Here is a 12,866-nt window from a genome sequence, read left to right as displayed (position 1 = left end):
TCGCTAGAAATAAAAAAAATCATATAGGAATAGCTGTACACAAAAAAGCACAACAAGTATTAGAATTTACTTATCGTGCTTAACTAATCTTAGTGAATTATTTATTTATTATTTAAAAACCTAAGAGTGCAACTGCAATGAAAATTACTGCCCCTGTTATGATTAACGGAACCAACAGGTGAATGAAAAAAATAAATATAAGCCCGCAGGCCAGCAAAAAAAATAAAATTTTAAGCGTTCCGATCCCCAGTTTAACAAAAGCCCATATTAGAAAAATAATCAATAAAAGAGTAAGCATGTTTAATTATTCCTCCAATCAAAATATGAAAGAATTATATGCGCCATTTTTAAGATAAGATAGCCTTTTGCTTAATTTTAAGAAAAACATAATTTTCTCATTATAACTAAAATACTGGTATAATAGTTTTCCATGCTAGTATGTGTTATTTCCTAGGAAATAACTAGAAAGGGTGAAGTTACTTGCATTTCAAACAGATTATATTTGATGTTGATGATACATTAATTGATTTTGCCGATACGGAGAATTTTGCTCTTCATAGTCTTTTTAATGCACATCATTGGGAACTTACAGATGAAATCCAACGGCAATATCATTCTTATAATCAGGGACTTTGGCGGGAACTTGAAAATGGTACAATTACTTATCAAGAATTAAGTGAAGCGGTTTTTCATAACTTTTTGAAGAATACTTTTAATACTGAAGTTAATGGTCTCGCTGTTATGAATGAATATCGTTCTTATTTTTCTCGTGCATATAAGCTTTTGCCTGGAGTAAAGGACACTTTACGTTTTGCCCAGAAACAACATTTTGAATTAACAATTTTGACTAATGGCGAAACTTTTATGCAGAGACATCGCCTCGAACTAGCAGGAATTAAAGACTATTTTAATTTAATTGTTACTTCTGAAGAAGCTGGCTATTCTAAGCCAGATAGCCATATTTTTGACTATTTCTTTGCACGGACCAAGTTTGGTCCAAGCGATACAGTTTTTTTTGGCGATGGATTACAGTCCGATATTTTAGGTGCAGAGAATTATGGCTTTAGTAGTATTTGGTATAATCATCGTCATCGAAAAAATAACATGAACTTGCATCCGTTGTATGAAGTAACAACTTATCCACAATTTGTTAAGCTTTTAAAAAACAATTTCCCAAAATAGTTTAAATCTGTTAATGTAATAATGATATATACTTTAATATACTAAAAGATAACGAATTAAGAGGTGAAAATGATGACTGTTGATATTCATTCTATTTCCGACACTTATCAATTAAATAACGGCGTTAAGATTCCAGCTATTGGACTTGGTACTTGGCAAACGCCTGATGGTGATGTTGCAAAAAATGTTGTTAAGGATGCTATTAATTTAGGTTATCGTCTGATTGATACTGCTGCAGCTTATGGTAATGAGGTAAGTATTGGTAAGGGAATTAGAGAAAGCGGTGTTAACCGTTATGACCTTTTTATTACTACGAAACTGTGGAATGACATGCATGGTTATAAGAAAACCACTGAGGCAATTAATAATAGTCTAGAAAAGTTAGGTGTAGATTATATTGATTTATATTTAATTCATTGGCCTAATCCAGCTGCAATTCGTGACCATTGGGCAGAAATGAATGCTGGAAGTTGGCGTGCAATGGAGGAAGCTCAAATTGCAGGAAGAATTCGTGCTATTGGCGTATCCAACTTTAAGCGTGAACATCTTGATGAACTTTTAAAAGTGGCATCCGTTCGTCCTGCGGTTAATCAAATTTATCTTAATCCAAGCGACATGCAAAACGATACAACTTCATATAATAAAGAATTAGGGATTCTTAACGAAGCTTATAGTCCTTTAGGGCGAGGTGCCTTGTTTAGCAATAAAACTGTTATCGAGGTTGCCAAGCATTATGATAAGACTCCCGCACAGGTTTTGTTGCGCTGGTCGCTACAACATCAATTCGTACCATTGCCAAAATCCGTTCATCGTGATCGAATGAAAGAAAACGCCGCTATTTTCGATTTCGCAATTAGTGAAGAAGATATGCAAGCTTTAGATCATTTACATGGTGTAGCAGAAATGGCTACTGATCCTGATAACACTGATTTTTAATAAGATAAATTTTAAGGTGATAAATGATGAAAGTAGGATTTATTGGAACTGGCAAAATTGGTAAGGCAATTATTTTGGGCTTATTACAAGGCAAAACTACCATTCAAGATATTTATGTTTTTGACGGTGGTCATCGGTCAGCACAAAAGGTTGCAGCTGAACTGAATTTGCACCTAGTAGATGACTATACTGCTTTTAACGACTGCCAGGCAGTGATTGTGGCTGTCGGTGGCTCCGTTATAACATCAATTTTTCGTGAACTGGAGCAAAAGTATCATGGTATCATTTTGTCAACTGGTGGTGGTGATCTTACTACAATCAACCAGGAATTACCGGATGATTCTTCTTTTGTCAAAATTGTTCCTAATACGCCAGTTCAAATTGGTGAGGGGATTACAGCGATGAGTTTTGTTCCCGGAGAAAAGAAACAGGTAATTGACACTGTTAAAGCTCTGTTTGAGCAAATGGGCAGTGTTTATGTCGTTCCTGCAGATTTATTAGGAATTTATGGGACTGTTGCAGGTTGCACACCAGCATATGTTAATATGATGATTGAGGCTTTAAGCGACGCTGCTGTCCAAAATGGCGTTAAGCGGGCCGAATCCTACCAAATTGTGGAACAAATGCTGGTAGGTACCGCAAAGCTTGCTTTATCTAGTAAGAAATTACCTGAGGAATTAAAAGATGAAGTAACTACTCCGGGTGGGTCTACCATAAGAGGTGTAGTTAAGTTAGAACAAGAAGGATTCAGAAATGCTTTGATTCAAGCAGTTAATGCTTCAGCTAATTAAAAAAATATGTCTTGGAAAAAGCCAGTTTATAATTTAAATTACAACAATATTTGTAAGCAAAAACTGATAAATCAACTAGATTTATCAGTTTTTCTTATTTGTTATTGAGCTTTTCTTAAAGCTTTTTTTTATTTTTAGAAAAGCAAAAAATATTTCTAAATCACAATTTACAACTATTTTCTGTAAAGATAAACTTCTTTTAGCACTCTTAGTGCTTCTATGTGGTTACCAATGTTACTGGAAAAATGTGAATCACAACTAATATTGACTCTTGCACCTTATTTTTTACATAGAAGACCGATATCATGACAGTTTTTTAATGTCAGAGCTCCTCTGAAGCTATTTTTAAAATATCTTTCAAATAAAGTCTTATGCTTGTATATACATGCTTGGCTTAGCTAAAAAGTATAGCTGTTTTTGTGCTTTTAATTGAGCTTATAAATATTAATTAATTTAATTCCGCTCTTGTACAGACATCATTCGATATAATAGAATAAAAGTGAAAGGATTTAAAAATGACAGATTCAAAAGCGACCTTAATTGCCCAGGATATTGCAGAAAAAATCCGGCATAAGCAATTTAAAGTAGGTAGTTTCCTTCCAAGTGAAAATCAGTTGACCAAACTCTACGGCACTTCACGCGAAACTGTGAGAAAGGCATTAGAGCAACTTAATTCTTTAGGAATGATTCAAAAAATTCAGGGAAAAGGCTCAATGGTATTAGATTTGGGCAGATATTCGTTTCCTATTTCTGGGATTGAAAGTTTTGCTGAACTTAATAAGTCATTGGGGATGAACGCTGAAACCAGTGTTTTGAAATTGACTAAGACCAAAATGCTGCCCAGCTTGTTTGCAGAGAAATTTCCCCAAGAACAGCAAAATGAGGGAATATATCTTGAGCGGTTGCGTTTATTAGCAAAAGAACCATCTGTTTTGGATTGTGATTTCTTATTTACGCCGCCGATTACTGAATTACCGCTATCGGCAGCTCAAAATTCAATTTATCAATATCTTGAAAATGACTTGGGGCTGGAAGTTTCTTATGCAACTAAGACAATTACGGTTGAAAAGGCAACTGAAAATCTTCGGCGAAAGCTAGCACTTGAAAATGATATGGTTGTTTTGGTAGCAAGTCGCAGTTTTTTAAGCGATACAACGCCGTTTCAATTGACTCTATCATTTCATAACCCAGCAAAATTCAAATTCGTTGATTTTGCACGCAGGCAGAATATTAAGCCGCAATAATTTAGGAGAAAAGTATGACCGTTCTGGGAAAAAAAGTAATTTATCAAATCTATCCTAAGTCTTTTTATGATTCAAATAATGATGGAATTGGTGACCTTCGTGGCATTATTGCTAAGATTGATTACATCAAAAAATTAAATGTTGATATGATTTGGTTTAACCCCTTTTTTGTGTCACCACAAAATGATAATGGCTATGATGTTACAGACTATTATAAAATTGATCCGCTATTTGGCACAATGGCCGATTTTGAAGAACTAGTTGTTAAGCTAAAAGAAATTAACGTTGGTATTATGCTTGATATGGTACTTAATCACTGCTCGACTTCTAATGAATGGTTTCAAAAGGCACTGGCAGGTGACAAAAAGTATCAGAACTATTTTTATTTGCGTAAAGCAAAAAAAGATGGCAGCTTGCCAACCAATTGGCAAAGCAAATTCGGTGGCCCGGCTTGGAGCAAGTTTGGTAAAACAGATTATTATTATCTTCATCTTTATGATTCAAGCCAAGCTGACTTAGATTGGCATAATCCTGAAGTGAGAAAAGAAGCTGCCCAAGTAATTAATTTTTGGCGGGAAAAGGGTGTACAAGGGTTCCGTTTTGATGTCATTAATGTCACCGGAAAAGCAGAAATTCTCGTTGATTCGACCAATCCGGTTGAAGAAAAAGCTTTATATACTGATACACCCGTGGTTCATCAATACCTCAAGGAATTAAATCGAGCTAGCTTTGGTCAGGATAAAAATAGTATTACTGTTGGTGAAATGTCATCAACAACTATCAAAAATTCAATTAAATACTCAAAACCAAGTGAACATGAGTTATCAATGGTTTTTAATTTTCATCATTTAAAGGTTGATTATCAAAATGGTCAGAAATGGACAAAAGAACCATTTGACTTTAGGCAGTTAAAGCAAATTTTCACTTCTTGGCAGGAAAAAATGGACGAAGGAGGAGGCTGGAACGCACTCTTTTGGAATAATCATGACCAGCCAATGGCCATTAATCGGTTCGGGGCAGCGGGTAAGTACCGTGTGAAATCTGCTGAGATGCTCGCTGCAGCCCTACATTTAATGCGTGGAACGCCGTTTATTTATATGGGTGAAGAAATTGGGGCAGTTAACCCGACTTATTCGTCAATGAAAGACTATGTCGATATTGAAAGTATTAATGCATTTACCGAATTAACAAGGGCCGGAATAAGTGAGCAAGAAGCCTTTGAGATTGTCAAAACAAAATCTCGCGATAATTCGCGGACACCAATGCATTGGTCTAATGATCGGTATGCAGGCTTTAGCAAGCACAAGCCGTGGCTAATGCCAACAGGTCAAGGTGAAATTAACGTTGCACAAGAATTGAAAGATGGTGAAATCTTCAATTTTTACCAAAAACTGATCCATTTGCGTAAGAGTGAGGAGTTGATTTCGGACGGACATATCAAAATGTTTTTAAACGATGATTCACAAGTTTTTGCTTATGTCCGTTATTTACAGCACCAGTCGCAAAAGATTGTTGTGCTCAGTAACTTTTATGGTAAAAAACATGAAGTGGAGCTGCCAGACGGCTTGAAAAATCAGCAAGTCGAAATTTTGATCAGTAATTATGCCAAGACTAGCTCTACTTTAGGGGAGAAAATTAGTCTTCGACCATATGAAACTTTGGCCGTTAAACTGGCAAAGTAATTTTTAGCATAATAAAAAGACGCCTAGATTTTAAGTAAAACCTAGACGTCTTTTTTAAGTAAAAGAGGTATCAAGTAAGTAAATGCTACCTTTTTTAAAAGTCAAATCATTAAATGTATTTAAGAAGGGAAATAAATTTATGAAATTAAAATTCTTTATCTAAATCAACGGGAGTATCAGGTTTCTCACCTTTAATTAACTTTAAGTTGTTGTCAAATGAATTGATAACCATGTTACGAACAGCATGTGTTGTGTAGAAAGCTGTGTGTGGAGTTACCAAAACGTTTGGACGGGCAATTAAATCGGCTAAGCGCTTGTCAGGCAATTCTTTGTTACTGAAGTCTTCGTTGAAGATACCAACTTCACCTTCGTAAGTGTCCATTACAAAGCCAAAGATTTTACCCGAATCAAGGCCACGAATGACAGCATCAGTGTCAACAAGTGGACCACGTGAAACGTTAACAATAACAACGTCGTCTTTCATCTTCTTGATTGAGTCATCATTGATCATGTGGACATTCTCAGGAACATCAGGTACGTGAAGCGAGATGACATCAGATTGAGCGTAGAGTTCATCTAAAGTATCAACATAGTAACCCTTCTTCTTAAGAATAGGGTTTTGGAAGATATCATAAGCGATAACTTTAGCACCAAAGCCTTCCATAATTCTCATAAATACTTGGCCAATGTGACCGGTACCAATAACACCAACAGTTTGGTCACGAACTTCACGACCAATTGTAGGTGCCCAGCGGAAGTCATGTTTAGCAAGCTTTTCGTCCATTACCTTATCTTGACGCAAAACCCTTGCAGCTTGAATAGCAGCGTGTTCAGCAATAGCATCTGGTGAGTAAACTGGTACGTTAGTTAACTTGAAGCCAAGTTCTTTTGCTTTCTTCAAATCAATGTTGTCAATACCAACGTTACGAATTGACCAGTTGTGAATACCAAGCTTGTCTAAAGCTTCAATGGTATCTGCCTTATAGTCTAATTGTTGGTAAGTTACAACACCATCAGCACCGTTAGCTAATTCAGCAGTTTCTGGAGTCAAAAGTTGATCAGTGTAATCAACTTCGACATCTGGATGAGCGTCTTTCCACTCGTGGACATATGGCTCTTCGTCTTTACGAATCGCATAAGCATAAATTTTAGTCATAAAATCTAACCTCCATAAATCGTTATTACTATCTCTTGTGCTATTATACACTTGTACCAGATGAATTAAAAATACAAAATTGTGAAATGGATCATTTTAAAAAAACGTTTAGTTTGTAACAACCGCTTACATTTGCATAGTACCAGTTAATTAAGAAAGGAAAATAATTTATTGGCTTTTTACCTAAAGTCGTGAAATTTGTAACAATTTTATAATTACTTAAATATTTTTAAATGTGCTTAAAATAATTTTTCGGGTTAGGCTGCTGGCAGAATTATGTTCTGCTTACTAAAAATTGCCAAATTAAGTTAATGAAGTTGTGAGTCCGTTTTAAAAAACTATATAATGTATAAGATGGATACAAAGGAGAAAAATATGATCTTAATTTCGTGGAATATTGATTCACTGAATGCTGCGTTAACGGGGACTTCTTCTAGGGCTGTAGAAACACGGAAAGTTTTAGAAAAAATCCATGAGCAAAACGCAGATATTATTGCAATTCAAGAAACTAAACTTCGGTCAACAGGACCAACAAAAAAGCATTTAGAAGTGTTAACAAACGAGTTTCCGGAATATGAAATTGTATGGCGTTCGTCAGAAGAGCCCGCTCGTAAAGGCTATGCTGGTACGATGTACTTATATAAAAAGGACTTAGAGCCGACAGTTACTTTTCCTGAAATTGGCGCACCAGAACCAATGGACCAGGAAGGCAGAATCATTACGCTAGAATTTCCCGCTTATTTTGTTACACAAGTTTACACGCCTAATTCAGGAAACGGTTTGAAACGTCTAAGTGAACGACAAGCTTGGGATGAAAAATACATCGCTTATTTAAAGCAGCTGGATAAGCAAAAACCGGTGCTAGCTTGTGGCGATTATAACTGTGCTCATGAAGAAATTGACCTGAAACACCCCGAAACAAATCATCATTCTGCTGGTTTTACTGATGAAGAGCGTGAAGATTTTACCCAGCTTCTTAATGCCGGTTTTACTGACTCTTTTAGAAAAATCAATGGTGACATTGAAGGCGTTTATTCTTGGTGGGCGCAAAGAGTTAGAACGGCGAAGGCGAATAACTCAGGCTGGAGAATCGATTATTGGATTACAAGCAATCGAATTGCCGATAAGGTGACTCGCTCAGAAATGATGGATACGGGTGTACGTGCAGACCACTGTCCAATTTTGTTAGATATTGACTTGTAAATAAAATTTGAGAGAAATCCTAATGACTGGATTTCTCTTTCTTTATATTATAGATAGAAAAATAAGAAATTTAGAGGCATAAAAATCAATGAATGAACCACTGCAAGATGCCATACTTAATGGTCTCTATGATCAAGCATACCCTGGCCATGAGCTTCTCAGTCCTAAATTGTTGCAGAATAATCAAAACGACAACATTTGGTTAACCTTGCGGCAGGAACTGCTCAGTTGCCGCTCATTCACATGGGCAGTTGCATTTATCACACAGGATATGCTCGTCCCCTTAAAAGTCGTTTTGGCGGATTTGGCACGAAAAAATGTTTCCGGGACCTTAATTACAGGTGATTATTTAGCTTTTAATAATCCCCGCGTTTTTCATGAATTAATGAAAATTACTAATCTGACGGTTAAAATTGCCCCTAATACGGGCTTTCACGCAAAAGGCTATCTTTTTGATCATGAGAATTGGGAAACTCTTGTCATAGGTAGCGCCAATTTCACGCGAGCAGCTCTTCTTAGTAATTATGAGTGGGCGCTAAAAGTCAGTTCGAAAGAAAATGCAGCTTTAACTGAGCAAATTAAGCAGCAACTAGTGCAACTTGACAAAACTAGCCAGCCGTTAACTACTGCTTGGTTAAGTGAATACGAAGCTAACTGGGTTAGCCCTAAGCCAAATGCTATTCAGACTCGCTTTACCCCAGCAAAAGCACAGAAGATAACCCCGAATCAGATGCAAAAAGAGGCTCTAAAGAAGCTAACGTGCTTAATTGCTTCGGGACAAAAGCGGGGATTGATTGTTTCGGCGACCGGTACCGGTAAGACATATTTGGGAGCTTTTGCGGTCAAGGATTTTCATCCTATGAAATTTTTGTATGTGGTACACCGCGAACAAATTGCCAAGAAGGTATTAGAAAGTTTTTACCAGGTAATTGGCGGTGATCGCAAAGATTATGGTCTATTGACAGGGCACAAGCACCAACTTGAACGAAAGTATGTTTTTGCCACTGTCCAAACTTTAAGCCAGCCCGAAATGCTCGCTAATTTAAGTGCAACGGAATTTGATTATATTCTAATTGATGAAGCCCACCGGGCAGCGGCTCCCAGCTATCAGCGGGTCTTTGCTAAATTTACGCCGCAGTTTTGGCTGGGGATGACGGCTACGCCCGAACGAATGGATGACCAGGATGTTTACCAGTTATTTGATTATAATTTAGCTTATGAAATTCGGCTCCGTGGCGCATTAGAAAATAAGATGCTTGCACCATTTCATTATGTGGGGGTAGAAGACTATGAAGTAGATGGGGAAAGCATTGATGAAACGACTAATTTGCGTAGGCTCCTTGCGCCTAAGCGAGTTGATTACGTACTAAAGCAGCTCGATTATTATGGTTATTGCGGTAAGCAGGCTAAAGGCCTGATTTTTTGCAGTAGGCAGGAAGAGGCCCGCGAATTAGCGCAGATTTTTACGGCTAAAAACCATCCAGCAATTGCCCTGACTAATGAAGATAGTGAAAAGCAGCGAATGCAGGTAGTTAAGCAGCTCGAGCAAGGAGATATTGAATATATCGTTACTGTTGATCTTTTTAACGAGGGAATTGATATTCCGGCGCTGAATCAAATAATTATGTTGCGCAATACCCAGTCTAGTATTGTTTTTATTCAACAGTTAGGCCGAGGATTGCGTAAATATCCGGGCAAGGACTACGTAACTGTCATTGACTTTATTGGTAATTATAAAAACAATTATTTAATTCCAATTTCTTTAAATCAAGATAATAGTCGAGACCTGGACAAGGCACGTGAGGAAAGCAAACTACCAGGATTTATTGATGTTTCAACTATTAACTTCAGCCAGGTGGCTTCGGCAAAGATCTTAGCTTCGCTAGATTGCATTAAACTTGATAGTATGAAAGAATTGCGTCAGTCATATTTGGATTTAAAAGAAAAAATTGGACGACCACCGCTTTTGCTTGATTTTTATCATTATGGTTCAACCTCGCCAATGGTTTTTGCTAATAATCATGCCTTAAAGCATTACGGCCAATTTCTAGTAAAAATGGGTGAATCGGTTGCTTTAAGTAAAGAACAAAGTGCTATTCTATCTTTTGTTACGAAAGAATTACTTAATGGCAAGAGACCGCATGAATTAGTTTTATTACAATTATTATTAGAAAAAGACAAGGTAACTCAGTCAGAATTTGAAGAAGCGTTAACTACATATAATGCATATATTAATCCTGCAGTACTCAACTCCGTTGAAGATATTTTGACATTAAGCTTTTTTGACATTAAGCAGGGTAAAACAACCAAAAAAGAGCAGTATGGCAATCACGCTTTAATCGAACGCCCAGATTTGTTTACTTATCTGCTCGCACCTGAATTGAAACAAGCGCTCCATGATAGTCAAGATTTTTACCGGCTGTTTTTGGATGCAGTTAAAACTGGCTTGGCGCTTAACCAAGACTATGATAACCAAGAGCAATTTACGCTTTATCAGCAATATGATCGTAAAGATGCTTGCCGCCTATTAAATTGGCCTAAGGATGTTTCGGCCCCGATGTATGGCTACCGGGTTGATAAAAATGAAACCCCAATTTTCATCACTTATAAGAAAGATTCTGCCAAAAAGCGGAGTGCTTTGTACCATAATACACTTGAAGATGGACGCTCTTTGCGATGGTATACGCGCTCGCCAAGGCGCCTGGATTCTGATGAAGTAAAGCGATTGTTAAATACGCCTGACATGAAATTACACATTTTTGTTAAAAAAAGCGATGCAATCGGTAAGCAGTTTTTCTATTTGGGCCAAGCTAATATTCAAAAAGAAACGGTTAAAGAAGAGCAGTTGGGACCAAAGAAAAAAGCAACTGTGGGGATGAACCTGCTGCTTAATAAACCACTACAAGCTAAAATGTACGAATTATTATTTGCAGACTAAAAATTTATCAATTCAACTAAAAAAACTCCTATCTGGTATTTGTTGTTACCAAATAGGAGTTTTAATTTTTAACAAAAGAGAGAATATTTAACGTGAGACAAATGTATTTGGCTTAATATGTTGAAGGATTTCGTAACCAACATCTTTTTCGGCATTTTCATTATCATTAGTTTGATTTAAAAACATGACGATGCCATTTTGATTATCGGTAGTCAATTGTACCCACGTGCCAAAGTGCATACCGTAGAAACTTCCGTATGCGCTTTTTAGCGATTCGTTTTGCTTGAGATACATTCCTCCGCAATACTCAGTGATTTTGCTGTTTAAGTGTGTCAAATAGTGAAAATCACTTTTATCTAAAATTGAACCGTCGCTTAACCCAACTTGAATGCGGTAGTATTCATCTGGTGTAGTAAATAAGTTGCCAGCTCCTGGTATTTGTGAGGCGAGGCTTGCTTTGATGTAATTGGCATTTTGATAATTTTTTCCGCCATTTGAATAATAAGAAATAGGATCTGTTATTCCTTTAGGGATGTTCTGGTAAAGGTAAGTATTCTTAAGACCTAATTTTTGAATTATTCTGGTTTGGATGTTTTGTTCATAAGATAGTCCGGTAATTTGGCGAATAATTCCAGTTAACAAAATAAAATTGCTGTTGTTGTAATGATAAGTTCCAACATTATCAGAAGGCGAATTATTGATATTTTTGACGACCCAATCAAGAGCGTCTGCTTCTGAATAAACAATTCCCCGGTCTATTTCAGTTTTAGCAGCTGTGATACCGGATGTATGAGTCATTAAGTTGCCAACAGAAATATTATTGGCATTTTTCAAGTTTGGGTACCAACGTGAAATTTTAGTATTTTGGTTAAATGCCTTGTCAGTATTTTTGGTTTCGTTAATTAGCTGGACAATGATTGCAGCGGTGATTACTTTTTGTAAAGAAGCTGTTGGATAAGTGACCTTGGGATTACCATTGCCTATTCGTTTGCCATACCATGCGTAACCGTAACTAATTGTTTGCGGAACGCCGTTTTTGACGACGGTAACGACGCCTCTTACGTGGTGCTCTTTGAAAGTGTTTCTAACAAAATTATACATTTCTGTTTGACTGTTTTGCGTGGTTGTAGTTGCTGCCTGCACTGTGATTGCCCCAGTTGCTAATGGAGCTGAGGCTCCAAGCATCAAAGCGGTAGCAAGAGTGAAAAATTTATGTTTCAAAATATTATTTTCTCCCTTTTGAAGATATTAGAAGTATTATAAATCGTTATCATTAACAAAGAAATGCTAAAAGGTTAAGATTCTTTAACAATCTTTGTAAACGTGAAGTAACAATTGAAACGCTGTAAATTTTAAAAATAGCAGAGGTTAACTAAGTAAGCAGCAGCAATTAAAGTAACACCCAGTACTAATTAGTTGAATAAGCTAGCCAAAACATACTTAAAAAAACGCTAATATTAAGGCTTTATTACTAGAATCAAAAATAAATTACAAAAAAGACTTGCAAAAGTAAAAAAGAGTTGCTAATATTAATAACTGTCGTCGGGCGCAAGGCAAGAGCCAAGCGGAAGAGGGCGAAAAAATCCGAAAAAACTAGTTGACAAAGAAGAGCTAGTTTAGTAAGATAATAAACGCTGTTGTAAAAAAGACAACAGCGGGGTCAGAAAAAAGTTCTTGACAAGAGGACAAAGATCTGGCAAAATAAAACAGCGGCGTTTACGAGCGTCGCAGGTA

The 12,866-nt window shown here is 36.6% G+C and carries 9 protein-coding genes; 7 read left to right on the top strand and 2 right to left on the bottom strand.

The window, feature by feature from the left end:
* Positions 1 to 480 precede the first annotated feature (480 nt).
* The 5 genes from J3U71_RS09700 to treC all read left to right on the top strand — a co-directional run bounded on the left by J3U71_RS09700 (position 481) and on the right by treC (position 5,835).
* Positions 481 to 1,182, top strand: a complete 702-nt coding sequence (locus J3U71_RS09700; RefSeq protein WP_267393975.1) for a YjjG family noncanonical pyrimidine nucleotidase — start codon at positions 481 to 483, stop codon at positions 1,180 to 1,182.
* 72 nt (positions 1,183 to 1,254) lie between these two features.
* Positions 1,255 to 2,118: an aldo/keto reductase gene (locus tag J3U71_RS09695; protein WP_416381435.1), complete on the top strand. Its 864-nt coding sequence runs from the start codon at positions 1,255 to 1,257 to the stop codon at positions 2,116 to 2,118.
* A 26-nt stretch (positions 2,119 to 2,144) separates the two neighbouring features.
* On the top strand, positions 2,145 to 2,909 hold the full coding sequence (gene proC / locus J3U71_RS09690) for a pyrroline-5-carboxylate reductase (RefSeq protein ID WP_267393973.1): 765 nt from the start codon (positions 2,145 to 2,147) through the stop codon (positions 2,907 to 2,909).
* Positions 2,910 to 3,424: 515 nt separating this feature from the next.
* Complete coding sequence (treR, locus tag J3U71_RS09685; RefSeq protein ID WP_267393971.1) at positions 3,425 to 4,153, top strand: trehalose operon repressor; 729 nt, start codon at positions 3,425 to 3,427, stop codon at positions 4,151 to 4,153.
* Positions 4,154 to 4,167: 14 nt separating this feature from the next.
* Positions 4,168 to 5,835 carry an alpha,alpha-phosphotrehalase gene (treC, locus tag J3U71_RS09680; protein WP_267393969.1) on the top strand — a complete coding sequence of 556 codons (1,668 nt, stop codon included), beginning with the start codon at positions 4,168 to 4,170 and terminating at the stop codon, positions 5,833 to 5,835.
* A gap of 145 nt (positions 5,836 to 5,980) precedes the next feature.
* Here treC and J3U71_RS09675 read toward each other — a convergent pair whose 3' ends face one another.
* Positions 5,981 to 6,991, bottom strand: a complete 1,011-nt coding sequence (locus tag J3U71_RS09675) for a D-2-hydroxyacid dehydrogenase (RefSeq protein WP_220268926.1) — start codon at positions 6,989 to 6,991, stop codon at positions 5,981 to 5,983.
* A 375-nt stretch (positions 6,992 to 7,366) separates the two neighbouring features.
* Between J3U71_RS09675 and J3U71_RS09670 the strand changes: the two genes are divergently transcribed.
* Together J3U71_RS09670 and J3U71_RS09665 are read left to right on the top strand one after the other, a co-directional pair.
* Positions 7,367 to 8,194, top strand: a complete 828-nt coding sequence (locus tag J3U71_RS09670) for an exodeoxyribonuclease III (protein ID WP_220268927.1) — start codon at positions 7,367 to 7,369, stop codon at positions 8,192 to 8,194.
* Between the two features lie 88 nt (positions 8,195 to 8,282).
* Entirely contained in the window at positions 8,283 to 11,132 is a 2,850-nt protein-coding gene (locus J3U71_RS09665) for a DUF3427 domain-containing protein (RefSeq protein ID WP_267393963.1), read from the top strand.
* An 87-nt stretch (positions 11,133 to 11,219) separates the two neighbouring features.
* On the opposite strand, the gene J3U71_RS09660 is transcribed toward J3U71_RS09665, so the two are convergent.
* A complete protein-coding gene (locus J3U71_RS09660) occupies positions 11,220 to 12,353 on the bottom strand; it encodes a serine hydrolase domain-containing protein (protein ID WP_267393961.1) in 1,134 nt (377 codons plus the stop codon).
* Between the last annotated feature and the right edge of the window lie 513 nt (positions 12,354 to 12,866).

This window comes from Lactobacillus sp. B4015 (genome assembly GCF_026536055.1).
GTDB lineage: Bacteria > Bacillota > Bacilli > Lactobacillales > Lactobacillaceae > Lactobacillus > Lactobacillus panisapium.
Note: the sequence above shows the minus strand (reverse complement) of the source record. Positions and strands in the feature narration are given on the sequence as shown.

Bases quoted from the DNA above. Each gene is read 5' to 3' on its own strand.
- J3U71_RS09695 (WP_416381435.1), top strand. From the start codon at position 1,255: ATGACTGTTGATATTCATTCTATTTCCGACACTTATCAATTAAATAAC.
- proC (WP_267393973.1), top strand. From the start codon at position 2,145: ATGAAAGTAGGATTTATTGGAACTGGCAAAATTGGTAAGGCAATTATT.
- treR (WP_267393971.1), top strand. From the start codon at position 3,425: ATGACAGATTCAAAAGCGACCTTAATTGCCCAGGATATTGCAGAAAAA.
- treC (WP_267393969.1), top strand. From the start codon at position 4,168: ATGACCGTTCTGGGAAAAAAAGTAATTTATCAAATCTATCCTAAGTCT.
- J3U71_RS09675 (WP_220268926.1), bottom strand. From the start codon at position 6,991: ATGACTAAAATTTATGCTTATGCGATTCGTAAAGACGAAGAGCCATAT.
- J3U71_RS09670 (WP_220268927.1), top strand. From the start codon at position 7,367: ATGATCTTAATTTCGTGGAATATTGATTCACTGAATGCTGCGTTAACG.
- J3U71_RS09665 (WP_267393963.1), top strand. From the start codon at position 8,283: ATGAATGAACCACTGCAAGATGCCATACTTAATGGTCTCTATGATCAA.